This is a genomic window from Collinsella aerofaciens, assembly GCF_039062315.1.
Classification (GTDB): Bacteria; Actinomycetota; Coriobacteriia; order Coriobacteriales; family Coriobacteriaceae; genus Collinsella; species Collinsella aerofaciens_BG.
This window is the reverse complement of sequence record NZ_JBCJBG010000002.1, coordinates 183,258-206,746: the sequence shown is the minus strand read 5'-3', so window position 1 is coordinate 206,746 and position 23,489 is coordinate 183,258. Positions and strand designations below refer to the sequence as shown.

Below are 23,489 nucleotides of genomic sequence, written 5' to 3'. Positions count from 1 at the left end.
CACGCAAAGGAAAGCACTTAATGTGCTTTCCGTCTTGCGCAGGACTGTAGAGCAGGAAACTTCATATGCGGCCCTCCCGGGCGCAAGCAAAAGGGCGACCCCGTACGGGGTCGCCCTTGTTGAGCTGCTTATGTTTAGCTGTTACTCGGCGTCGTGGTGACGGCGGGGCTTGCGGCCTCCGTTGTCGCCGGGACGGCGCGGGCGGTCGCTGCGCTCGGAGCGCTCGCGACGCGGACGCTCACGGCGCTGGAAGTGCTCGCCGTCGCCCTCGGAGGCACCCTCGGCACGAGCAGGGGCCTCGGGCTTGTCCAGACGATCGAGCGAAATCTTGCCGCGATCGTCGACCTCGATGACGACGACCTTGACCTCGTCGCCCACATTGAGGACATCCTCGACCTTCTCCACGCGGCCCTTGGCAACGCGGGAGATGTGCAGCAGGCCGTCCTTACCGGGCAGTAGGTTGACGAAGGCACCGAAGGGCTGAATGGAGACCACGCGACCGGTGTACTCCTCGCCCGGCTCGGGAACCTTAATGATGAGCTTGATGCGCTCGACAGCCTGGTCCACGGACTCGCCGGTGCCGCCGACAAAGACGGTGCCGTCCTCCTGGATGTCGACCGAAGCGCCGGTCTCATCCTGGATACCGCGGATGACCTTACCGCCGGAACCGATGACGTCGCGAATCTTGTCGGTCGGAACCTGGATGGAGACGATGCGCGGAGCGGTGCTGCGCGTGGTGTGGCGCGGCTCGGGGATCACATCGAGCATCTTCTGCAGGATGAAAGCGCGACCCTCCTTGGCCTGCTGCAGGGCGCGGGCCAGGATGTCGAAGGTGAGGCCGGTGGCCTTGTTGTCCATCTGCAGAGCGGTGATGCCCTCGGTGGTGCCGGTGACCTTAAAGTCCATGTCGCCCAGGAAGTCCTCGAGACCCTGGATGTCGGACAGGACCACAGTCTTGCCCTCCTCCTGGATCAGGCCCATGGCGATACCGGAGACCGGACGCTTAATGGGCACGCCGCCGTCCATAAGGGCGAGCGTGGAGCCGCAGGTCGAAGCCATCGAAGAGGAACCGTTGGACTCCATGACCTCGGAGACGACGCGGATGGCGTAGGGGAACTCGTTCTCGTCGGGGAGCACCGGAAGCAGAGCGCGCTCGGCCAGGTTGCCATGGCCGATCTCGCGGCGCTTGGGGCTGCCCATACGGCCGGTCTCACCGGTGCAGAACGGCGGGAAGTTGTAGTGGTGCATATAGCGCTTGCCCTCGGTGGGCTCGATAGTATCCAAACGCTGGCCCTCGTTGAGCATGCCGAGCGAAAGAACCGAGAGCACCTGGGTCTGGCCGCGCTGGAACAAGCCGGAGCCGTGAACGAGCGGCAGGTAGTTGTCCTTCACCATGATGGGACGGATCTCGTCAGCGGCACGGCCGTCGACGCGCTCACCGGTCTCGACGACCATGGTGCGCATGGCCTTCTTCTCGAGCTTCTTGAGCGCCACGGGGATCTCGCGCTCCCAAGCGGCCTGCTCCTCCTCGGTGAACTCGGCGCGGATGGACTCCTTCAGAGCCTCGACCTTACCGATACGGGAGAGCTTGTCGGCGTCACGAAGGGCGGCTGCCATCTCGTCGTAGTGGGCGAAGATGCGCTCCTGGACCTCCTCGACGGGCTGGTCGAGCGGGTACTCCTTCTTGACGATGGGGCCGTTGACCTGCTCCCACTCGGCGACGAACTCATCCTGAGCCTGACAGAAGGCAGCAAGGGCCTCCTGGCCAAACTTCATGGCGGCGAGCATGTCGTCCTCGGAGATCTCCTCGGCGCCGGCCTCGACCATCGAGATGAAGTCGGCGGATCCGCCCAGCTCCAGGTCCAGATCGGAGTTCTCGCGCTCCTCGTAGGAGGGGTTGACGATAAACTCGCCGGTCTCCACGTTACGGCCGATGCGCACGCAGGCAAGCGGACCCTCGAAGGGCACGCCGCCAAGCGTCATGGCCAGGGATGCACCCATGACGTTGATGACGTCGAAGGGGTTGACCTGGTCGGCGACAAGCGAGGTAGCGACGATGTGTACCTCGTTGCGGAAGCCGTCCGGGAAGCTCGGGCGAATCGGACGGTCGATCATGCGCGCGGTGAGCGTGGCCTTCTCGCTGGGACGGCCCTCACGCTTGAGGTAGCCACCCGGGATGCGGCCGGCTGCGTACATCTTCTCGTTGAAGTCGACGGTCAGCGGGAAGAAGTCGTAGTTCTTGCGCTCCTTGGAGACGACCACGGTGTCGAGCATCGTGGTATCGCCCTGCTTGACCAGGCAGGCGCCGGTGGCCTGCTTGGCAAGCTCGCCCGACTCAAAGGTGTAGGTCTTGCCGTACAGCTCAAAGGTCTTGGATACGAGTGTCATTGTTCTCCTTTACCCCACAGGCCCCTTGCCTGCGGGCTTCTCATGTGACGCGGGCCCCCTGCCCCCGCCACGCTTCAGAGCGTGATTGTTCGCGCCCTTACACAAAAAGAGCGCCCCGCTGCGCAGGACGCTCTTAGCATGTACAAATCCTACTGGATGTTGTCGCGGATGCCCAGAGCCTTGATGAGCTCACGGTACTCGACGATGTCGTTCTTCTTGATGTAGGAGAGAAGACGACGACGACGGCCGACGAGCATGAGCAGGCCACGACGGGTGTGGAAGTCCTTCTGGTGGGACTTCATGTGCTCGGTCAGCTCCTTGATGCGCTCGGACAGGATGGCGACCTGAACCTTGGGGTTGCCGGTGTCGACCGGGGTGTTACCGAACTGGGCAGTCAGCTCCGCCTTGCGCTCTTTGGAAACAGTCATTGTTTCACCTTTCGTTTTGCGTCGCCCACGGGCGACTCGATTCGCCTCGGACTGGGAAGCCGCCGGTGGAGCGAGCATCCAAGGTCGAGGTACCAACAGGTCGGTATGTTACCACAAGCAGCCTGCGCCTGCGCATCATCACCGACCCAACATGAATTCCATCGCACGGAGGCGCTGATCGGTGTGCGTCGCAGCCCAAACATGCGAAAGCCCGAGCAGGAATGCCGCCGTATGCGGGTCGATTCGCTCGGCCATGAGCGTATCGAAGGTCATGGACATGAGGGCGCGCAGCCATGCGGTCTCACCGGTCGACACCAGTTCGGCACCTGGGACGCTCGACGCGCACGACCCGCACATGAGACCGCCCGCCTGGGCTGAAAAATACGACAGCATGGGGTCTCCGCACAGCACACAGGCCGAAAAATCGGGACGATAGCCAACGTGCGATAGCAGCTTAAAGACATATGCCGCCACAAGTAGGTCCATATGTGCCGTGTCAAGCCCGCTGCCCACCAGGGCAAGCGCTCGCTGCGTTATGGCAAAGGTAAACGGGTCCTCGGCGTCCTCGAACGAGCACACGCGCGCGACCTCGGCGATCGCGCTTGCGGCGCAGGTCGTCTCGTAATCGGGCGCAGCGCCGAGCGGCGCCTCCATAAGCTCGGCCTGAGAAACCACGTCGAGTGACCGTCCATGTGCGAGCAGCATATCGACTGTACAGAACAGCTCGCAGCGCGCAGCCAGGCGTCCGCCGGGTTTGCGGGCGCCCTTTGCCACGGCACGAACCTGCCGTCCCCGCTCGTCAAGCATCGTCAAGATCAGGTCGGTCTCTTTGAGCTTCGTCTTGTCGAGGACGAGCACCTTGGTGCGATATGTCCGGGAGCCTGCCATGCGCGCCGCGCGTCCTTAGTCCTCGGCGTTGTAGCCAAAGCGGCGGATTTGGGCCTCATCGTCGCGCCAGCCGGCCTTGACCTTCACGTCCAGCTCCAAAAAGACCTGCGTGCCAAAGATGCGCTCAAGATCGCGGCGGGCATCGATGCCGATATGCTTGATCATCTCGCCGCCCTTGCCGATAATGATGCCCTTTTGGCCCTCACGCTCGACGTAAATGGTGGCGTGCACGCGCAGCACCTTCTTGGTCTGCTCGAGCGCATCGCAGATCACGCCAACGGAGTGCGGGATCTCATCACGGGTGCGGCGCAAGACCTTCTCGCGCACAAACTCGGCAACGAGCGTCTCATCGGAAGCGTCGGTACCCATGTCCTCGGGGAACCAACGCGGACCCTCGGGCAAAAAGTGCGCAACGGTCTCGATAAAGGCATCGACGTTGAAGTTCTTGACCGACGACGTCAAAATCTCGTCGTCATATTCCATAAGCTCGTGGGCAGCCTTAAGCTGCTCCATGACCTGTGCGGGGTCGGCCTCATCGGCCTTAGTGAGCACCAGGACCTTCTTGCAACGAGCGCATCTGACGCGCTCGGCAACCCAGGCGTCTCCCCTGCCGATCGGCTTGGTGGCATCAATCAAAAACGCGACGACGTCTACATCGTTCAACTCGAACAGTGCGCTCTTGTTGAGCTCGGACCCCAGGCCGTCCTTGGGCTTATGAATACCCGGGGTATCGACAAAGACCAGCTGGTAGCCGGGACGGTTGACGACGGCGCGCATGCGACGGCGGGTCGTCTGTGCCACCGGCGAGGTGATGGCGACCTTTTTGCCATAGCAGGCGTTGAGCAGCGTGGACTTGCCGGCGTTGGGACGACCGACCAGGGCCACAAAACCGCTGCGGAAACCGGGTTCCACGTCACCAAAGCCCATAGGACCGTCGTCCTCGTCGCACAGGGCGTCGAGCTCCTCATCGCTCATGCCCTCAAACGGGTCGAACTCCTCGACTTCCTCGAGCTCCTCGGTATCCACCGCGTCCAGGGGCTCGTCGTCCAAAATCTCATCGGTAGGCTGCATATTGTCGGACATGGGAATCCCTTTCTAAATAAAGCCGAGCGCGTGGGCAAATACCAGCACGCCCACAATCGCGGCGGTGATGGAAAGAACGTATACAGAGGCGGCGGCGATGTCCTTCGCACGCTTGGCCAGCGGATGGAGCTCCTGAGTCGCTAGGTCGACGATAGCCTCCATAGCGGTGTTGCACAGCTCGCCGTGAATCACCAGGCCACAACAGATGATAATCGTGGCCCACTCGGCAATGTCGAGCCCCACGATACAGCCGGCGATGACGGTACACACGCCCGCCACGAGCATGACCTTAATGTTGCGCTCGGTCTTGACGGCGGTGACGAAGCCCTCCATGGCGTAGGAGAAGGACTTTAAGAAGGATGGATGGTCCTTGTTCGATCCGGGAATCATAGACGGCTCCTAGTCGTGGGCGTGGTTGGTGATGGGGCCGACGTGGACCAGCTTGGGGTCCTCGCCGCGCTCGAGCGCCAGATCGCGCAGGATAGCGTCCTCGCGGGCCTCCATGATCTCGGCCTCGTCGTCCTCGATGTGGTCATAGCCCAGTAGGTGCAGCATGCCGTGAACGAGCATCAGACGGCACTCGTCAGCGGGGCTATTGCCAAAACCGGGGGCCTGACGGGCAATAACCTGCGGGGCAAGGATAATATCGCCGAGCTCGAGCGTCTCATCGGCGGGAATGTCATCGTCAAAGGCCGAATCGCACTCAAACGAGAGCACATCGGTGGTGCGGTCGATACCGCGCCACTCGTGGTTGAGCTCGTGCATCTCGTCCTCGTCGACATACGAAAGGGAAATCTCGACTTCACGTTCAACGCCCTCGGCGGCAAGCACGACCTCGCAGATGTGCTCCACCTCCTGCGCGTCGAGCAGCGTATCGAGCTCGGCATCGTTGCTGATCAATACACTCAACGGGACTCCTTTCGGTCACGTACGCGTTTCTCGCGCACATCATCATAAGTGTCGTATGCCTCGACGATACGTCCCACCAAGGCATGGCGCACCACGTCGGCGCGCTCGAGGTGCGAAAATGCGACATCGTCGACACGGCCCAAAATCTGCTCAACGTCGGCAAGACCGCCACGACGACCCACCAGGTCGCGCTGGCTCAGGTCGCCGGTGATCACGAACTTGGAGTTGAAGCCCAGGCGTGTCAGGAACATCTTCATCTGCTCGGGCGTGGTATTTTGCGCCTCGTCGAGCACCACGAAAGCATCGCTCAGCGTGCGGCCGCGCATGTAGGCAAGCGGGGCGATCTCGATCACGCCGCGCTCCATAAGCTCATCGGTGCGCTCGCGATCCATCATGTCAAAAAGGGCGTCGTAGAGCGGACGCATGTAGGGATCGATCTTTTCCTCAAGGGTACCGGGCAAAAAGCCCAGATTCTCCCCCGCCTCGACAACCGGACGCGTCAAGATCAGACGGCCCACCTCGTGACGCTTGAGCGCGGCAACGGCGAGCGCCATGGCCAGATAGGTCTTACCGGTACCGGCAGGACCCAAGCCAAAGGTGATGGTATGCGAGCGAATGGCATCCACATAGCGCTTTTGCCCGAGCGTTTTAGGGCGAATGGCACGACCGCGATACGAAAGCAGCACGTCATCGCGAAGCGACGTAGCCTCGTGCTCACCGTCGCGCAGAACGGCCAGACAGCGCGAGACATCGTCGGCAGAAAGCGTGCGCCCGGCAGCAGCCTCACGAAAGGCATGTTCGAAAAAACGCGCCACGAGTTCGACCTCGTCCGGGTCACCGCTCACGGCGATGCTATCGCCACGGGCGACCACATGGGCGCGAACCAAGTTCTCGAGTGCGCGAAGGACGCCGTCGCCGGCGCCCAAAACGCGCGAGGGGTCGATACCCTCGGGAACGGTAAGTCTAATCTTCGAGGCTTCCATGAACCTCCCTGCGTGCATGGACCAAGCCGGAATCATCGACTCCGATGATAGCAACATCGAGCAGGCACGGGGCTGTGAGTCCACAGGTATCGTCAAGACGGGCATGATGGAACGAACCGAGCGTCAGGTTGTCGCCATACTCGAGCACGGCGCGCTCGACGGTGCCCACGCGACGTCGAGCGTCGGCAATGGCAAGCTCCTGCGCCGCGGCTCGCATACGACGACTGCGCTCGGCCATAACCTCGGGCGGCACCTGGTCGGGCATGCCGGCAGCAAGGGTACCGGGACGCCTGCTGTAGCGAAACACGTGCATACGCGAAAAGCCCACGCGGCGGCACAGCGCCAGCGACTCCTCAAACTCCTCGTCCGTCTCACCAGGAAAACCGACGATGACATCACACGAAAGAGACACCTGGGGCAAGTTGGCGCGAATCATATGCACCGTGTCCTCAAAGGCCTCGGCGCTATAGGGACGGCCCATGCGATGCAGGGTCGCCGTGCAGCCGGACTGCACAGGCAGGTGCAAAAACGGGGCGATACGCTGCGGATAGCGCGCCATAACCTTAAGCAGGCGCTCAGAGATATCCATGGGCTCGACCGAGGAAATACGCACATGCGGAATAGACGTGCGCTCCATGATGGCCTCGAGCAGCTCATCGATTTCGACATGCTCGTCGGTCGCGCTCTTGCCATCGTAGGCACCCAGGTTCACACCGGTCAGCACCACCTCGGGCACGCCGGCCTCCTGGGCCTCGCGAACTTGCTCGAGCACGGACTCGACAGGCACGGAACGCTCGGGGCCGCGCGCCTTCCACACAATGCAATAGGTGCAGCGATGGTTGCAGCCGTCCTGGATCTTCACACCCAGGCGAGAGCGACCGAGCGCATCGACCACCTCGCCATCGCTGCAGGCGGGAACGCTATCGGACTCAACGCCCAGCACCTCGCAGACACGTTCGGCGACATCGATCTTGGACGGTTCGGCAATCACGCGATCCGAAAGCTCCAACAGCTCCTCGGGATGCAAATTGACCACGCATCCGGTCACGAGCACATAGGGCTCGTTAGGATGGGCCAGCGCATGACGGACGGCCTTACGGGTCTTGGCCTCGGCCTCGCCCGTAACGGCACAGGTGTTAATGACGATCAGATCGGCATCCTGGGGCTCCACAATAGCAAAGCCCAGGCGCATAAGATCGGCAGTGATACGGTCAGACTCAACCCGGTTGACACGGCAACCGAGGTTGAGGACGGAAATATGGGGTGCGAGCACACGGGCTCCTTAATCGAGGATGTCGTCGAGGGCACTCTTGATACGGTCGGTCACCGACTTCTTACCGGATGCGACGTCATCGCCCATCTCGTCGGCAAAGGCGCGAAGCAGCTCGCGCTGCTTATTGGAAAGATTGGTGGGAACGACCACGCGCAGTTGCACGATCAGGCGGCCACGCGAACCGCCACCGCCAATGCGCGGCATGCCGTAATTATTGACGCTCACGGTGTCACCGTACTGGGCGCCGGCGGGAACCGTCACCTTAACGACCTCATCGGGCATAATGCCCTCGACCTCGATCTCGCAGCCGAGCGCAGCCTGCGCAATCGAGATATCGCTCACCAGGTACAGGTCGTCACCGTTGCGCTTAAAGCGCTCATGGTCGGCAACGCGCACGTTGACAATCAGGTCGCCCGAAGGCTCGCCGCGAAGGCCGGCCTCGCCAAACCCGCTCACACGCAGCTGGCGACCGGTCGAAACGCCGGCGGGAATATCGATGTCGATCTTTTCGTGCGAAGGCGTGCGGCCCTGACCGTCGCAGGTCTCGCAGGGATGGTCGATGACCGTGCCCTCGCCATGGCAGTCGGGGCAAGGCGAAGAGGACTGAACCTGGCCCAGGAACGAACGCTGAACCGTCGTGACATAGCCCGTGCCGTGGCAGCGGCCGCACTGCTTTTCCTGTGCGCCCTCTGCCCTACCGGTGCCGTTGCAGTCCTCGCAAGGAGCAAGGCGGTCATAGCTGATCGTCTTTTTGCAGCCGAGCGCCGCCTCCTCGAGCGTCACCGAAAGCGAGATGGCCATATCACGTCCGCGACGACGCTCACGACGGCTGCGGGCGCCACCGCCGGCACCGCCGCCAAAGAACGACGAGAACAAGTCGTCCATGCCCATGCCACCAAAGATATCGTTGATATCGACGTAGCCCGAACCACCAGGGCCGTCGGCAGTGCCGTAACGGTCGTAGTTAGCACGCTTCTGCTCATCGGAAAGAACGGAATAGGCCTCGTTGAGCTCCTTGAACTTGGCCTCGGCCTCGGGGTCGTCCGAAACATCCGGATGTACGGTACGGGCCTTCTTTAGAAACGCACGCTTAATCGTCCGCGCGTCGGCATCCTTGTCGACGCCAAGCACCTCGTAGTAATCCCTATTTTCCGACACGACCGAATCCTTCCGACTTTCATTCTTGTCACAGTGCGTCCTATACCCAAGCTGGGCCGACCGCAAACAGAGGGTTTGATGTTATTGCATTCCGTAAGGCGAAAGCATGGCACGCTGAGAGCAGCTTGCAAACCATACCGACACGAGTGCAAACATAAATCCGTTGGCAAAACCGTTGGCAAACTGCATCGCGCCGCGCTTCCACCACAGCAGGCTGCGATGAAGCACGCCGTCCGAAAGCACCATGAACAGGCCCATGGCAAACGGAATAAAGCACATCACGGCAAAGGCCGAGAACACGCCCGAGATGGCCGAGAGTACCAAAAACGGCGCCACGATGCCCATCAGGTAAAAACCGGTACGAGCTTTGCCTTCCAAGCGCTCGGCCTCAACATGGGCGCGGCCGACCAGGTCGCCGCCCGCGGCACCGTTGGTGCCGGCATGACCCATGCCGCTAATGCGGACCTCGTCGCCATCGTGCGTGCCGGCAGGAAACTCAATCGTCTGCTCGGAGGTTACGCGAGTACGACCGCTGCCACCGCAATCAGGGCAGGGGTCGGCCACGACCTTACCGGAACCGCCGCACTCGGGGCAGACCGACTGGAACGTGCCCGCACCAAACAGGAAGGACAGGTCGACGTCGATGTGGCCGCGGCCGCCACAGCTTGGGCAGGTATGGGCATGCTCGGAGGAGACAGAACCCGAGCCGCCGCAGTGACCACAGGTATCGAAGCGCGTATAGCGGACGGTCTTGCGGGCACCGCCCTTGGCCTCCTTGGCGTCGAGCTTGATATCGACGACCACGTTGGCGCCGTTCTCGGGATTGTAGGCAGCCTGCCCACGACGCTGCTGGCCCCAGGCACCGCCAAATGGAAAGCCGCCCTCAAAGGGATTGCCATAGCCCGTGTTGCCGGCATAGCCGCCACCATAGGGCGAAGCCGTAGGGGCACCGACAAAGGGATTGCCAGAACGCATGGCATCGTAGCGCGCACGTTTTTGCTCATCCGAAAGCACGGCGTAGGCCTCGGAAACCTCTTTAAACTTTTCCTCGGCATCCGGTTCTTTGTTGACGTCCGGATGGAGCTTGCGGGCCTTTTGCTGGAAGGCCTTTTGAATATCACGCGAGGTGGCATCCTTGGAGACACCCAGAATCTCGTAGTAATCTTTTTCGTTCATCGTCGCCATGCGCGGCAACCTCCTGCTCACAGCAGCGTATATATTCCGGTAATTCTACCCGAGCGGCCTAAGCTAGATCCCAAAACAGCTCGAACAGAACATTTCCATCGAGCCAGCCCAGGTGGGTCGGCGCCAGACGAGCTCGAACATGGCCCGCGACGACATCTGCCGAAGTGAAGGGTCCCTCATGGACCCCGAGCGTCTCGGGTACCCAAGTGGCAAGGCCCAATTCGAGCGCGCGATCGCAGGCAGCTGCCAGCTCATCGGCCGGGATGACGCAAGCTGCACGAAGCAACAGGTCGGACGCAATACCGCGCGTCATGCGACAAGCGAGCATCAGGTCTTCAGCCGCAGCCTCACGCTGCGACAGATATTCGGCCTCGAACGCCGTCGCGTCATCGTCACGTTGCACCAGACATACGCGGTACGAATCGCCTCGAGAAGACACGCCGGGGAACAAACCTGTAAGACGGTCGAAATCCTCGGCGTCGAGCATGCCCGCGGCAGAACGACCCAGGCCCAGGTAGCCCCGTCCGGTCCAGTAGGCAATGTTATGGGCGCACTCATGGCCGTCGAGTGCGTAGCTCGCCACCTCATACGGGTGATAGCCGGCGGCACCCAGGAGCTCGCGTGCCACGTCCATGCAGGCGGCCTGAAAATCCTCGTCGGGCTCGAGCGACTCGTCGCGGCACGCCATGCGATAAAGGGGCGTCCCCTCCTCGAGCGTGAGCGGGTAGACCGACACATGATGCGGAGCCGCCGCCAGCACGCCATCGAGCGTGCGCTTCCAACTCGCTGCGGTCTGCAAGGGAAGTCCGCACATGAGGTCGCACGACACATCGAGGCCAGCGTCCTTCAACGTCGCGATGGCCGCGAGCGCCCGATCGGCATCGTGAATGCGGCCGATGGCGGTAAGTTCGGCGTTATCGAGCGTTTGCACGCCCAGAGAAACGCGTGTGACACCAACCTTGGCAAGCGCAGCGGCAAGCTCGGCGGTCAGCGATTCGGGATTGGCCTCGCAGGTAAACTCAACGGGGGCGCACCACGCACGAATACGCCGCGCCAGCTCCACCAGGCGCTCCCCCGCCAGCGACGGCGTACCGCCGCCAACATAGACGGTGCGAATCTGGTCGAGGGCCCCAGCCTTGCCAAAAGCATCGAGGCGCGCGTACAACTGCTCAAAATAGGAATCGAGCGCGGCATCCAAATCACACGAAGCAAAGCTGCGCGAGTCGAAGTCGCAGTAGCGGCACTTTTGGGCACAGAACGGCACGTGTACGTACAGCGCGGTAACGGCCACCCTTAAGCCTCCAGCGGATGAGGGGGCACCGATTCGCCGGCGGCAAGGGCAGCCTCGCAGGCCACCACATCATGCTCGATCTCATCGACCAGCGCCATAAACTCCTCATACGTGGAGCAGCGCACCACATGGGCACGCCAAGCGGCGGCATGGGGCATGCCTTTTAAGTACCAGCTTGCGTACGTGCGGGCACGCGACATGAGCGGCAGGAGCTCATGCGTCAGCGTTAGGTGCTCACGCAGGGCGTCCAGGCGCTCGCGTGAGGAGCGAGACGGCACCGGCGTAGCGTCGAGTGCAAGGGCGCGAGCATCGCCGAACACCCAGGGGTTGCCATAGATACCGCGCGCGATAAACACCGCGCTGGCACCCGAGCTGCGCAGATGCTCCGCGGCATCCTTGGCGCAGAACACATCGCCCGAACCGATCACGGGAATCTCGACGGCATCTGCGACCTCATCGACGACCGACCAATCCGCCTGGCCAGTGTAGAGCTGCGTAGCGCAACGACCATGCACGGCGACTGCGGCAGCCCCTGCACCCTCAAGCATCTGGGCAAATGTCGCGGCATTGCGGTCCTCGGCATAAAAGCCTTTGCGAATCTTGACGGTCACGGGCACGTGCGCCGCGCCCACCGTGGCCTCGACGATCTTCTCCGCAAGGTCGGGCGTGCGCATGAGCGCCGAGCCCTCGCCCTTGGTGACAACCTTGCGGGCGGGGCATGCCATATTGATATCGATGAGCGACAGGCGATCGCCAACGCGCTCCTCGACGGCGGCGACGGCGCTCGCAAACTGATCGGGCTTGGAGCCGAAGAGCTGCACGCAAATCTGCTGCTCTTCGTCAGCCGGTAGCACCAGGCGCCAGGTCTTGTTGCTGGCATAGGCAAGGCCCGCCACGCTCACCATCTCGCTGTAGGCAAGGTTGGCACCGCGGCGGCGGCACATGATGCGGTAGGCTGGGTCGGTCACGCCCGCCATGGGAGCCATAAGGAACGGCTGCTCGGCATAGGCGCCCAGCAGCCGCTTGCTGTATTCAGAAAGCGCCATAGACCTACTCGTCCACCTTGAGGATCGCCATAAAGGCCTCCTGCGGGACCTCGACCGATCCGATGGCCTTCATGCGCTTCTTGCCCTCTTTCTGCTTCTCGAGCAGCTTGCGCTTACGCGAGATATCGCCGCCGTAGCACTTGGCAAGCACGTCCTTGCGACGCGCCTTGACGGTGGAGCGGGCAATGATCTTGTTGCCGATAGCACCCTGGATGGGCACCTCGAACAGCTGACGCGGGATGATCTCCTTAAGCTTGTCGCATAGGCCACGGGCCAGACCATAGGCCTTGTCCTTGTGGACGATAAACGACAGCGCGTCCACCTCGTCGCCCGAAAGCAAAATATCGAGCTTCACGAGCTCGGAGGGACGGTACTCGTTGAACTCGTAGTCGAGCGAGGCATAGCCCTTGGTGCGGCTCTTGAGCTGATCGAAGAAGTCCAAGATGAGCTCGGCGAGCGGCATATCAAAGCGCATCTCGACCGATTTGCTCGTCAGGTGGATCATGTCGGTCGTGACGCCGCGGTGCTCGATGGCGAGCTGCATGACGGCACCCGTGTACTCAGGCGGGCAGATGATCTTTGCCTTGAGGTAGGGTTCCTCGATACGTTCGATGCGCGTGGCCTCGGGAAGGTCCTGCGGGCTGCGGACATCGATCATTTCGCCGTCAGTCTTGTAGACGTGATAGTCGACCGAGGGACTCGTGGCAATGAGGTCCAAGTTGAACTCACGCTCGAGGCGCTCCTTAACGACCTCCATGTGCAGCAGGCCCAAGAAGCCCACGCGGAAGCCAAAGCCGAGCGCCACGGACGTCTCGGGCTCCCACACCAACGAGGGGTCGTTAACGTGCAGCTTATCGAGCGCGTCACGCAGGTTCTCGTAGTCCTTGTTATCGATCGGGAACAGGCCCGTATAGACCATGGGCTTAGCCTCGCGGTAGCCGGGAAGCGGCTCGGGGCAGGGATTCGACGCCCACGTGAGGGTATCGCCCACGCGCACGGCCTCGGGGTCCTTCAGGCCCGTGACCACGTAGCCCACCTCGCCGACCGTCAGCGCATCGACCGGAGTCTCGGCGGGACGCTTGACGCCCACGCCATCGACCAAAAAGTCGCCCTTTGCCTGCATCATGCGCAGGGTATCGCCCTTTTTGATGGAACCGTCAAAAACGCGCACCGTGGCGACGACACCACGATACTCGTCGAAGTACGAATCCAGGATGAGCGCCTTGAGCGGCGCGTTCGCATCGCCCTTGGGCGGAGAGATCAAAAAGACAATGGACTCCAGCAGATCGTGGATGCCCTCGCCGGTCTTGCCCGAGACACACACGGCATCATCGGCAGGGATCGCCAAGTCATCCTCGATCTCGGTCTTAACCTCATCGGGATGGGCCGAGGGCAGGTCGATCTTGTTGATGGCCGGCACAATGTCCAGATTGGCGTTCATGGCGAGCGTCGCATTGGAGACGGTCTGCGCCTCGACGCCCTGCGTAGCGTCAACAACGAGCACCGCGCCCTCACAGGCTGCCAGCGAGCGCGAGACCTCATAGGTAAAGTCCACGTGGCCCGGCGTATCGATCAGATTGAACTGATACGTCTCGCCATCGTCGGCGTCATAGGACACGCGAACGGCATTGGACTTGATCGTAATGCCGCGCTCGCGCTCGATATCCATGGTGTCGAGCAGCTGCGACTCCATGTCGCGCTCGTCGACGGTATGGGTGAGCTCGAGGATGCGATCGCTGATCGTGGACTTGCCATGGTCGATGTGCGCAACAATTGAGAAGTTGCGGATGTGGGAAATGTCAATTGAAGTATTCATGCGGACTATCTTACCCGAGCGATACAAAAAATGGAGCCTGTTCCATAAAACAGGCTCCATTTATGCGCGTAATCTGTGTAGTGTGAAATTTACAACTTAGGCGTTGATGCTGTTCACGAGCTTGGCAAGACCGGACTTGCGGTTGGAAGCCTGGTTCTTGTGGATAACATGCTTGGCGGCAGCCATGTCGAGACGCTTGGTGACGGTCTTGAGGGCAGCCTGGGCCTTCTCGGCGTCGCCCTCGGCGACGGCGGACTGGACGTGCTTGGTCAGCGTCTTGAGCTCGGACTTGACAGCCTTGTTACGCATGCGAGCTGCCTCATTGGTGCGGATACGCTTCTTCTGAGACTTGATGTTTGCCACTTCTGGAGTTCCTTTCGAGTTCCTTGCAAAAAAATGTATGACACCTCTGAGACACGGTGAGGTCATGCAAGCGCCTACTATAGCACGCTCCCCCTCAAAGGGATAGAACGAATTTGCCAAATAGGCAGGTATCATCACGATTTTCTCAAGATGTTCGTAATCCAGAGCAAAAGCGCGGTCTGAGAATCGGCCGAACCCTTGAGCGCGAGCTCCACATCGACCGCACCCTCGAGCGCTGCGACGAGCTCTGCCATCGAAAAGCGACGTACCCAGGTCAGGTGATTCTTGACCTGCCAGGACTGAAGCTTGAGCGTTGCGGCCAGCTCACGACCCTGACCGCGCGCATCGAGCGCCTTGGCGACGATTAGCTCGCGGATGCGGCCGCACAGCAACGTGTAAGTCCACACGTAGCTCTTGGCGGGCAGCAGATTGAAGAGCTCGAGCGAGCGTCGCATGTCACGGGCCGAGACCGCATTGAGAAAGTCCCAGGGTTGAACCTCGGCCGTACGTACAATCCAGCGCTCAACGTCGGCAAGCTCAATCTGGGGTGCCTCGACCATCTGGGCGAGCTTGGCCAAATCGTTATCGAGCATGCGAGTGTTTTCACCCGAACGCGAGACGAGTTCCTCGGCGGCCGCCGTCGAGATCGACTTGCCGTGCTGCGTCGCCATCTGCTGCACGCGGCGCGGAAGCTCCCAGCGCTTGGTGCCGGAGCAGTCGATCACGGCCTTCTTGTCAATCTTGGCGATCGCCTTATACAGGCGCGTGTTCTTGGCAAGCGAGTCGGCGATGATAAGGCAGACCGTTGTGGGGCTGGGACTTGCCAGATACTCGACGAGCGGCTCCGAGACCGCCTTGGCGAGCTTTGAGCAGCCGTCAAGGATTACCAGGCGAAACTCACTGCCCATCGGAAAGGTGTTGAGCGATCCGATAATCGACTCGATATCGGGGTCTTTGGTCATATCGCGCTCGTCGAGGTTGAACTCGACCATGCCCGTCTTTTCCAGACGCGCTTTCATACGCGAGACGGCGTGATCGCGCTTGACTCCGTCGGTACCGACGATCAGATATGCCGGTAGCAGACCGGTTTCAGACATTGCGCTCCCCTCCCGCAGGCCTTCGTAGTCGTTCCGTGCCATTCTAGCCCAGGGGCCCACCACACGCCAACGACGTCGTCACGGTCGCTGGCATCGCATCGCAAAGCCATTCGCAGTCGGCGTGACGGCAATGTCGCCGTGTTCGATGGTGCATGCGAACGCGCCGCCCGCTTCCTTCACGGCATCGATGCAGGCATCGGACGGATGGCCGTATCGATTCCCTTCGCCCGCGCTCGCGAGGGAAAGCTCGGGCTTCAGAACGTCCAGCAACTCATCATCGACTGAAACCTTGGAGCCGTGATGCCCAAGTTTAAGGACATCAATATCCCCCACCTCCTGCACGAATTCCCGTTCTTGGTCGAGCTCGGCATCACCGGTGAGGAGTATGCGCAGGCTCTTGCCTTCCTGAACAAAAGAGAGCAGCAGGACAAGCGAGTCCTCATTTCCCTCGCCATCCACGGACTCGAATGGCCACATCACGCGGGCGCAAAATGAGCCGATGTCGACCGTATCCCCACGGTGCACCTGCCGATACTCCACGCCAGGTCGGTTCAATACCTCGGCAGGAGCATCCTCCAGCGCATCCGCCGCCACGGCAATCGTTCCAACCGAAAACTGTTCGAGCACGGCAGGCAGACCGCCCCAGTGGTCCTCATCCCAATGCGTCACAAAGACGGCATCGATATGGTGCACGTTATTGCGAACCAACGCCGACACCACACGCTCGTCGAGCCCGCAGTCGACGAGTGCCACTGCGCCGCCCTGGCGGATAAGAATCGCATCGGCCTGGCCCACGTCGAGCACCGTCACCGAAGGCGGAGCGAATCGATCCCAATAGACGTACGGAATCGCAGCCAAGAGCACCAGGCATGCAAGCCCCACCGCCATAGGACGTGCACGGGGACGCGGCCACCAGACCAGCAGAACCGCCAGCAAACACGGCACTAGGTAAATCCACACGCTATCGGGCGACACACTCACGGATGCACCCGGGACGGCGGCAAACAGCTGCTCGAAGAACAGCGCGCAACGGGCGGCAATCATGGGCACAATGAGCGCCCAAGTCCGCAAAGGTGCCACGAGCGAAAAGGGAACCAGCACGATCGACACGGCGAGCAGTACGCTCACCACCGGACCGAGGACCGCATTTGCCAGCGGAGCAATGAGCGAGAACGTACCGAAGGCAGGAATGGTAATGGGAAGTGTCGCCAGTTGCGAGCACAGCGTGACGGAAAGCATGCTGGCAACGCCCGACGGAACACTCAGCTCACCCAAAGCGTAGGTCGCATAGGGGCAAAAGCACAGAATGGCTAAGACGCTGGCACATGAAAGCTGAAAGCCCATCTCGAACAGCACCGTCGGCCGCAGTAGCACAAAGATGGACATGGTTACGAAGAGCGCCGATGCGCCGTGCCGGCGACGCCCCGCGCCGTTTACGACAAGCGTCGCGAACACCATACAGCACGCACGCACGGCCGAGGGAGACGCGCCCGTAAAGGCAGCGTAGCCCACAAGCGTTATCGCCAATATCGCCCGCTGAAGACTACGTGAGCACCGAGTCTTTTGCAATACACCCTCGATTACAAACCCCACGATAGCCAAATGGCTGCCCGAGACGGCGATAAGATGCGCCGTTCCCGTCACCGAAAACCAGTCGCCCGCCGGCCGGGCGCGCAGCTCGGCCGAACGACCGCAGGCGACACCGGCTATGAGCGCACGCGCCGGGTCGGTCGCAGGCGCGATGGACGCAAGCAGCCCATTTCGCAGCCGAAGCAGCGGCCCCGGAGAGCCCTCATCGACCGACAAAATCCGAACGACTTTAACCTTGCGCACCTCGCCTCGGAGCGCGCGCGATCGTCCATACGCATCGTTCTCAAAACGTGAAACGCGACCGATAACACGCACGTGCGCCCCGACCTTGAGCTCGAGGTCGCACGATAGGCGAACCATTGCCAAGTTCTTACCGTCCGCGCGTGCCTCGCAGGTATAGGAATGCACGTCGTCGTTTATGGATGGGTCACCCTGCACGACAAACTCAAGGCTGCTTGCCGCTCGACCGTCGAGCGCCTTCGAGGCGCTTAGCACGCCCACAGCCCACCACGCCGAGACGACCGCTCCCGCCACGAGACCGACGGACGCGGCATACAGCCACCGCTTCCAAGGGGCAAGCCGCGCACAAGATTGAGCCAGCGCAACGAATACCGCCGCCGTAACGGGAATGGCCCATAGCGGCCCGACCGCCGAAGCCCGCTCCCACAGCAGCGCATCGGCGGCCACGTTGAGCACCAAGGCGCAGCTCATGCACATGCCGGCACACAGGGCCATCGTCCACGGCATCAGAGGCCGCGGAGGCATCACATGCTCGCGCTCGGTCGCACTCATACGCAGATGGAATCTTTGATTTTGGCAAGCTTCTTCTCGCCGATTCCCGACACACGCATCAGATCGTCAACTGAGGCAAAAGCACCGTTCTTTGTCCGCTCATCGATAATCGACTGGGCCATGGAGGGACCGATGCCAGAGAGCGTCTGCAGCTCTGCCGCGCTTGCCGTATTGATATTTACTAGGCCTGTTGCGCCACTCACGCCCGATGACGCGGAAGCCCCACCATCAACACCAGCTTCCGCAATGGACGCCTGCTGCTCCCCTACCGTTGGAACGTGAATCTTCTGTCCATCGACGATCTTAGATGCCCGATTGAGCCCCGTAACGTCTGCCTCGGGCGCCAGCCCGCCGGCGGCATCAATCGCCTGAGCCACCCGCGCGCCGTCCTTGAGACGATATACACCGGGCGACACAACGGCGCCATCAACATCGACATAAACCTCTGCCGCGGCAGACGCCTTAGGCGAAGAGCCTTCGGATGTCTTTCCGCTCGAGGCATCGCCGGATCCCGGCTCCACTAACGAACCCGAACCATCAGTGCGCTCAAACGACACGCCGCCGGCACCGCCGCCAAGGTTCGCCATCGCCAAGCCGCTCGCCATCGCAATGACGACCAGTATCGCCATCACCACTGCCTTATGACCGAACAGCTTGTCCGCCCAGCGGTCCATCTTTTTGACCCGTTCGTGTTGTTCGCGCTGCGCCATAGCAAAACCTCCCAACACCATCGTGTCAGGAAAGGAGTTCCGCAGCAGCCACGCCCCAAAACCGGTTTTAGCGGTCAAACCAAAAACCGACCAAAACCTTGCACAAATCTGTCCATTTATTCAGGCACACGTCAGCAAATGAACACTTAGCCGCAAAATGCCCAGATAGCAAAAGACCGACGATGCAGGCGCATCGTCGGTCTATGCACAAATTTACTCGTGATCTTGGTAAATCTCACGCGGAGCAAGCTCCGAATGTTTGCGTTTTAAGGTCTTAGGGGCCTTATACGTGTTGCTCTCGAAGTCGATGTACTCGGTCTGCTTGAGTAGGCGCTCGATCATCTCCTCGTGATCGAACAACTCCCAGGCCTCATGCACGGCATCGAGTTTAGCGTGCGTCTCGGGACGGCGCGGCATAAACAGCGTGCAGCAGTCGGGAGCGGCCTCAGTCGAGATATCAAACGTACCGATCTCCTCGGCGCGCGCGATGATCTCCTGCTTGTCCGAACCGATGAGAGGACGAAACACGGGGATCTTCACGGCCTCGTTGACGGCCATGATATTCTCAAGCGTCTGGGAGGCAACCTGCCCAAGCGATTCGCCCGTAACGATGGCCTTGGCACCCTCGATGTGTGCAATGCGCTCGGCAACCGAATACATAATGCGGCGATACATGATCACGCGCAGGTTGCTGGGACAGGTGACCGAAATCTCACGCTGGCAGTCGCCAAACGGCACCACGTACAGGCGGCCGATCTGGACACCCGGCTCAAGCGCACGGATGATGTCCTGCACCAAATACTCGCTCGTATCGGGCGTCTGCGGACGACCGGAGAAATGTACCGGCACGCACACCGCGCCGCGACGCGCGAGCATCCAGGTCGCCACCGGAGAATCGATACCCGACGACAGCAGCGTCACGACCTTGCCGGCAGAACCCACCGGCAGACCGCCCACACCGCGCTCGGAGCGCGCATACACGTAGACGCTACCCTGGACCACCAGTACGTGCACCATAGCGTCAGGATCGTGCATCTGAACCTTTTTATCAGGAAACGCCTCGCACAACACCTCGCCCACCTGACGATTGATGTCAATCGAGGTGAGCTCATAGTCAGTATTGGAGCGCTTGGCGTGCACCTTAAACGAATCGAAGGAACCAAACTCGCGCAGCGCCTTCACGGCGGCGGCGCAGTACTCCTGCGGGTCGCGGTTGGTGTGATACGCCAAAGACACACGAGCAACGCCGGGAACGGTGCGAATGACACGCGCCGCCTCGTCGGCCTGATGCTCGTTAAAGGTCACGAGGATATAACCGGAAATTCGAGACACGGCATTCACAGAAAAGGCGGCCAAGGCCGCCTTGATGTTATCCATGAGGATATGCTCAAAATGTGCGCGGTTCTTACCCTTCAGTCCAACCTCGTGATAGTGGACCAGGCAGACGCGAGCCGCCATTTAGGCTTCAGCAACCTTGTGGCCGAGCGCCTTCTCGTAACGGGCCTCGTCGTAAGAGATGTCGCCGTCGACAATCTCATCCATAGCCATCGAGATGGTATCGGCACCGGATAGCCCGATGGTGATGTCATCGACATCCTGGACGGCAAGCACGCGGTTGTGCTGGCCACGCAGCATGCTATTGATGTCGCAGGCGCGCTTGGAGGCAAGCGAAGCGAGCAGGAAGCGGTTGTGATCGGTCTTCTCCAGAAGATCGTCAATGCAAGGCTTTACAACGGACACGGACCTCAGATCCTTTCATGCATATCGAGAACGCGAACGAGCTCATCGGTCGCGCGGTCGAGATCGTCATTAACCACGACGTCATCGTAGCGGTCGGCAAGGGCAAGCTCATCGGCGGCGTTTGCCATACGCAGCTCAATCGTCTCGGGCGTCTCGGTACCGCGACCGACTAGACGCTCGCGGAGCACCTCAAGCGAAGGCGGCTTGATAAAGATCAGCACGGCCTCGGGGAAACGCTCCTTCACCTGCAGGGCACCCTGGACATCGATCTCCAAGATCAGAGACGAGCCCGAGGCAAGCTTGGATGTGACCTCGCTCACCAACGTGCCGTAGCAGTTACCGTGGACCTCGGCCCACTCAACAAACTCACCGTTTGCCACGCGGCGGTCGAACTCCTCGCGCGTCAGAAAAAAGTAGTTGACGCCGTCGACCTCACCTTTGCGTGGTGCTCGCGTGGTAGCCGAAACCGTCAGGCCCAGGTTCGAGCGGCGCTCGCGCACACGAGTGACGAGCGTACCCTTGCCTGCGCCTGACGGTCCAGAAATCACAAAGAGCTTGGAATCCCGAGCGCTCACTTATTTGGTCAGCTGCTCGAGGAGCTGCTCGCGCTGACGGACGCCGAGGCCCTGGACGCGACGGGTAGCGGAGATACCGAGCTCCTCCATGATCTTGGCGGCCTTGGCCTTGCCATAACCAGGGAGAGACTCGATGAGGGTGGAAACCTTCATGCGGGAAGCGATGGGGTCATCGGAGTTGAGCACGGACTCGAGGGACTTCTCGCCCTTCTTGATCTGCTCGCGAAGCTCAGCGCGGGCGTGACGTGCGGCAGCAGCCTTCTCAAGAGCCTGCTTGCGCTGCTCATCGGTAAGCTGAGGGAGTGCCATTCGTACCTCCAAATAGTTGGGTTATATCTGATTCAATAATTGGCATTTTAGCACGTAGAATGTACAAAATGCCCAATTGCGGGTCCATAGGTTAGACGATACCCGCAAAAAGTGCAATATACTGCGCCCAAAGTTAAGCCCCTGACCTGCGATTCCACACAAAGGATGGGAAAGTTTACGCAGGCACAGGGGCTATTTTGTGCTAATGAGACCCAAAAGTGGTGACTTAGGGGAATCTTTTACGCGACGTTTTCGACCAGCTCGGCGACGATGGCGTCAAAGGCAGCAACCGGATCGTCGGCACCGGTGATGGGACGGCCCACCACAATGTGGCTTGCGCCTCGCTCGATAGCCTGGGAAGGCGTCGCCACGCGGGACTGGTCACCAAGGGCGGCACCAACCGGACGCACACCCGGAGTCACGATCAGGGCATCGGGACCCAGCAGCTCACGCATGTCGTGAGCCTCCATCGGCGAGCAGACGATGCCATCAATGCCGTTGGCCTGAGCGAGCTTTGCCAGGCGGGCGGCCTCCTCGGCCACGGGCGACTCGACGCCGATCTCGCTCAAGGCATCCTGATTCATGCTCGTAAGCACGGTGATGGCGACGAGCTTGGCTCGATCCTCGCGTGCTTCCTCGGCACCCTCGCGGCAGGCGGCAAGCATGGCGCCCGAACCCAAGCCGTGGACCGAAAGAAGGTCGGCACCGGCAAGCGAGGCCGAACGGGCAGCACCGCGAACCTGATGCGGAATATCATGGAACTTAAGGTCAAGGAAGACCTTAAAGCCCAGGTCCTTAAAGGTCTTGACGATCTCGGGGCCCTCAGCGTAATAGAGCGTCATGCCAACCTTGAGCCAGGCGGCATGGCCAGAAAGCTCGTGGGCAAGCTCGAGCGCACGCTCACGGTCGCAGTCGAGGGCGACGATAACACGGTCGCGGGCATCATTCTCTAGCATTCGAACGCACCTACCAGCTCGTTGATGTCCTTCACGCCCTGGGACTCGGCCCAGGCCTCGAGCTCATGCGCGATCTTGAGCGAAGCGCACGGATCGACAAAGTTCGCCATGCCGACCGACACGCAAGTGGCGCCGGCCAGGATAAACTCGGCCGCATCCTCGCCGGTCATGACACCGCCGACACCGTTGATGGGGATATCGACGGCCTGGGCAACCTCCCAGACCATGCGCACGGCGATGTGGTGACACAGTGGGCCCGAAAGGCCGCCCTTGGGTTTGGCAACGCGGGACTTGCGAGTGTGCACGTCAATGGCCATGCCCTGGATGGAATTGATGACCGAAAGGCCGTCGGCACCCGCGGCCTCGAGGGCCTTGGCGATCTCGGCGACGTTGACCGGCGCCATCTTCACGAACAGCGGCTTATCGGTCACCTTACGGCAGGCAGCCATAACGGAAGAGGCGCCCTCGGGCGTGGAGCCCATGGCGGCACCGCCGGCGGCGATATTGGGGCAGCTCACGTTGATCTCGTAGCCGGCAGCCCAGGGGCACAGCTCGACATACATCTCGAGTGCGCGGACAAACTCGTCAACGGAGTGGCCGGCAACCTGACAGATGACCTGGCAGCCGTCCTTGGACAGCTGTTCGAGCCACGGGCCGGACTCGCGGGCAAAGGCGGCCACGCCGGGGTTCTGAAGGCCCACGGAGTTGATCATACCGCCGGGAATCTCGGCCATGCGGGGCGCGGGGTTGCCGGGCCAGGGCTCGGCAGCGCAACCCTTGGTGGTGATGGCGCCCAGCTGGGAAACATCAAAGAAGTTCTGGAACTGCCAACCGTAGCCAAAGGTACCGGCTGCGGTGTTGATGGGGTTCTGCATCTTGACGCCGCCGAAATCGACGGCCATGTTCACG

General features: G+C 61.2%; 23 protein-coding genes. All 23 read right to left on the bottom strand.

All coding sequences use genetic code 11. The annotated features are described in order from the left end of the window. Positions 1-141: 141 nt before the first annotated feature. Positions 142-2,388 (bottom strand): polyribonucleotide nucleotidyltransferase, encoded by a 2,247-nt coding sequence (locus ABCP74_RS02090; RefSeq protein WP_343000511.1) that lies wholly within the window; start codon positions 2,386-2,388, stop codon positions 142-144. Positions 2,389-2,537: 149 nt separating this feature from the next. Further along, positions 2,538-2,816, bottom strand: coding sequence for a 30S ribosomal protein S15 (gene rpsO / locus ABCP74_RS02085; protein ID WP_035138510.1), 279 nt, complete (start codon positions 2,814-2,816; stop codon positions 2,538-2,540). A 138-nt stretch (positions 2,817-2,954) separates the two neighbouring features. Continuing rightward, positions 2,955-3,704: a DNA repair protein RecO gene (gene recO / locus ABCP74_RS02080; RefSeq protein ID WP_343000512.1), complete on the bottom strand. Its 750-nt coding sequence runs from the start codon at positions 3,702-3,704 to the stop codon at positions 2,955-2,957. Between the two features lie 15 nt (positions 3,705-3,719). Beyond that, positions 3,720-4,787, bottom strand: coding sequence for a GTPase Era (gene era / locus ABCP74_RS02075; protein WP_343000513.1), 1,068 nt, complete (start codon positions 4,785-4,787; stop codon positions 3,720-3,722). Positions 4,788-4,799: 12 nt separating this feature from the next. Continuing rightward, positions 4,800-5,177: a diacylglycerol kinase family protein gene (locus ABCP74_RS02070; protein ID WP_117639888.1), complete on the bottom strand. Its 378-nt coding sequence runs from the start codon at positions 5,175-5,177 to the stop codon at positions 4,800-4,802. A gap of 9 nt (positions 5,178-5,186) precedes the next feature. Further along, positions 5,187-5,696 (bottom strand): rRNA maturation RNase YbeY, encoded by a 510-nt coding sequence (gene ybeY / locus ABCP74_RS02065; protein ID WP_343000514.1) that lies wholly within the window; start codon positions 5,694-5,696, stop codon positions 5,187-5,189. After that, entirely contained in the window at positions 5,693-6,679 is a 987-nt protein-coding gene (locus ABCP74_RS02060) for a PhoH family protein (protein WP_343000515.1), read from the bottom strand. The genes ybeY and ABCP74_RS02060 overlap by 4 nt, the downstream gene beginning before the upstream one ends. Next, positions 6,660-7,952 (bottom strand): MiaB/RimO family radical SAM methylthiotransferase, encoded by a 1,293-nt coding sequence (locus ABCP74_RS02055; protein WP_343000516.1) that lies wholly within the window; start codon positions 7,950-7,952, stop codon positions 6,660-6,662. Before ABCP74_RS02055 ends, ABCP74_RS02060 begins: the two co-directional genes overlap by 20 nt. Before the next feature lie 9 nt (positions 7,953-7,961). Then, a complete protein-coding gene (gene dnaJ / locus ABCP74_RS02050) occupies positions 7,962-9,110 on the bottom strand; it encodes a molecular chaperone DnaJ (RefSeq protein ID WP_138374184.1) in 1,149 nt (382 codons plus the stop codon). Between the two features lie 81 nt (positions 9,111-9,191). Continuing rightward, a complete protein-coding gene (locus ABCP74_RS02045; RefSeq protein WP_343000517.1) occupies positions 9,192-10,295 on the bottom strand; it encodes a DnaJ domain-containing protein in 1,104 nt (367 codons plus the stop codon). Between the two features lie 58 nt (positions 10,296-10,353). After that, the gene (gene hemW, locus ABCP74_RS02040) at positions 10,354-11,586 is read right to left on the bottom strand and encodes a radical SAM family heme chaperone HemW (protein ID WP_343000518.1); all 1,233 of its coding nucleotides are present in this window, start codon (positions 11,584-11,586) and stop codon (positions 10,354-10,356) included. Between the two features lie 2 nt (positions 11,587-11,588). Beyond that, on the bottom strand, positions 11,589-12,632 hold the full coding sequence (dusB, locus tag ABCP74_RS02035; protein WP_343000519.1) for a tRNA dihydrouridine synthase DusB: 1,044 nt from the start codon (positions 12,630-12,632) through the stop codon (positions 11,589-11,591). Between the two features lie 4 nt (positions 12,633-12,636). Further along, on the bottom strand, positions 12,637-14,448 hold the full coding sequence (gene lepA / locus ABCP74_RS02030; RefSeq protein ID WP_040359843.1) for a translation elongation factor 4: 1,812 nt from the start codon (positions 14,446-14,448) through the stop codon (positions 12,637-12,639). 96 nt (positions 14,449-14,544) lie between these two features. Further along, on the bottom strand, positions 14,545-14,811 hold the full coding sequence (gene rpsT / locus ABCP74_RS02025) for a 30S ribosomal protein S20 (RefSeq protein WP_022094714.1): 267 nt from the start codon (positions 14,809-14,811) through the stop codon (positions 14,545-14,547). Positions 14,812-14,945: 134 nt separating this feature from the next. Beyond that, complete coding sequence (gene holA / locus ABCP74_RS02020; protein WP_343000520.1) at positions 14,946-15,908, bottom strand: DNA polymerase III subunit delta; 963 nt, start codon at positions 15,906-15,908, stop codon at positions 14,946-14,948. Between the two features lie 78 nt (positions 15,909-15,986). Next, positions 15,987-18,290 carry a DNA internalization-related competence protein ComEC/Rec2 gene (locus ABCP74_RS02015; protein WP_343000521.1) on the bottom strand — a complete coding sequence of 768 codons (2,304 nt, stop codon included), beginning with the start codon at positions 18,288-18,290 and terminating at the stop codon, positions 15,987-15,989. Beyond that, positions 18,287-19,000: a helix-hairpin-helix domain-containing protein gene (locus ABCP74_RS02010; protein ID WP_343000522.1), complete on the bottom strand. Its 714-nt coding sequence runs from the start codon at positions 18,998-19,000 to the stop codon at positions 18,287-18,289. The genes ABCP74_RS02015 and ABCP74_RS02010 overlap by 4 nt, the downstream gene beginning before the upstream one ends. 213 nt (positions 19,001-19,213) lie before the next feature. Next, positions 19,214-20,458, bottom strand: coding sequence for a tRNA uracil 4-sulfurtransferase ThiI (thiI, locus tag ABCP74_RS02005; RefSeq protein ID WP_006235944.1), 1,245 nt, complete (start codon positions 20,456-20,458; stop codon positions 19,214-19,216). After that, a complete protein-coding gene (locus tag ABCP74_RS02000; protein WP_035138532.1) occupies positions 20,459-20,740 on the bottom strand; it encodes a DNA-directed RNA polymerase subunit omega in 282 nt (93 codons plus the stop codon). A 5-nt stretch (positions 20,741-20,745) separates the two neighbouring features. Continuing rightward, positions 20,746-21,315, bottom strand: coding sequence for a guanylate kinase (gmk, locus tag ABCP74_RS01995; RefSeq protein ID WP_343000523.1), 570 nt, complete (start codon positions 21,313-21,315; stop codon positions 20,746-20,748). Beyond that, positions 21,316-21,624: an integration host factor, actinobacterial type gene (gene mihF, locus ABCP74_RS01990; RefSeq protein WP_006236130.1), complete on the bottom strand. Its 309-nt coding sequence runs from the start codon at positions 21,622-21,624 to the stop codon at positions 21,316-21,318. A 239-nt stretch (positions 21,625-21,863) separates the two neighbouring features. Further along, the gene (gene pyrF, locus ABCP74_RS01985; protein ID WP_343000524.1) at positions 21,864-22,580 is read right to left on the bottom strand and encodes an orotidine-5'-phosphate decarboxylase; all 717 of its coding nucleotides are present in this window, start codon (positions 22,578-22,580) and stop codon (positions 21,864-21,866) included. Beyond that, entirely contained in the window at positions 22,574-23,482 is a 909-nt protein-coding gene (locus ABCP74_RS01980; protein WP_006236128.1) for a dihydroorotate dehydrogenase, read from the bottom strand. The genes pyrF and ABCP74_RS01980 overlap by 7 nt, the downstream gene beginning before the upstream one ends. Positions 23,483-23,489 lie beyond the last annotated feature (7 nt).

Coding starts and splice junctions, on each gene's coding strand:
- ABCP74_RS02070 (WP_117639888.1), bottom strand. CDS start 5,177: ATGATTCCCGGATCGAACAAGGACCATCCATCCTTCTTAAAGTCCTTC.
- lepA (WP_040359843.1), bottom strand. CDS start 14,448: ATGAATACTTCAATTGACATTTCCCACATCCGCAACTTCTCAATTGTT.
- rpsO (WP_035138510.1), bottom strand. CDS start 2,816: ATGACTGTTTCCAAAGAGCGCAAGGCGGAGCTGACTGCCCAGTTCGGT.
- recO (WP_343000512.1), bottom strand. CDS start 3,704: ATGGCAGGCTCCCGGACATATCGCACCAAGGTGCTCGTCCTCGACAAG.
- thiI (WP_006235944.1), bottom strand. CDS start 20,458: ATGGCGGCTCGCGTCTGCCTGGTCCACTATCACGAGGTTGGACTGAAG.
- holA (WP_343000520.1), bottom strand. CDS start 15,908: ATGTCTGAAACCGGTCTGCTACCGGCATATCTGATCGTCGGTACCGAC.
- pyrF (WP_343000524.1), bottom strand. CDS start 22,580: ATGCTAGAGAATGATGCCCGCGACCGTGTTATCGTCGCCCTCGACTGC.
- mihF (WP_006236130.1), bottom strand. CDS start 21,624: ATGGCACTCCCTCAGCTTACCGATGAGCAGCGCAAGCAGGCTCTTGAG.
- ABCP74_RS02010 (WP_343000522.1), bottom strand. CDS start 19,000: ATGGCGCAGCGCGAACAACACGAACGGGTCAAAAAGATGGACCGCTGG.
- ABCP74_RS02045 (WP_343000517.1), bottom strand. CDS start 10,295: ATGGCGACGATGAACGAAAAAGATTACTACGAGATTCTGGGTGTCTCC.
- ABCP74_RS02060 (WP_343000515.1), bottom strand. CDS start 6,679: ATGGAAGCCTCGAAGATTAGACTTACCGTTCCCGAGGGTATCGACCCC.
- ABCP74_RS02090 (WP_343000511.1), bottom strand. CDS start 2,388: ATGACACTCGTATCCAAGACCTTTGAGCTGTACGGCAAGACCTACACC.
- dusB (WP_343000519.1), bottom strand. CDS start 12,632: ATGGCGCTTTCTGAATACAGCAAGCGGCTGCTGGGCGCCTATGCCGAG.
- ABCP74_RS01980 (WP_006236128.1), bottom strand. CDS start 23,482: ATGGCCGTCGATTTCGGCGGCGTCAAGATGCAGAACCCCATCAACACC.
- ABCP74_RS02015 (WP_343000521.1), bottom strand. CDS start 18,290: ATGAGTGCGACCGAGCGCGAGCATGTGATGCCTCCGCGGCCTCTGATG.
- era (WP_343000513.1), bottom strand. CDS start 4,787: ATGTCCGACAATATGCAGCCTACCGATGAGATTTTGGACGACGAGCCC.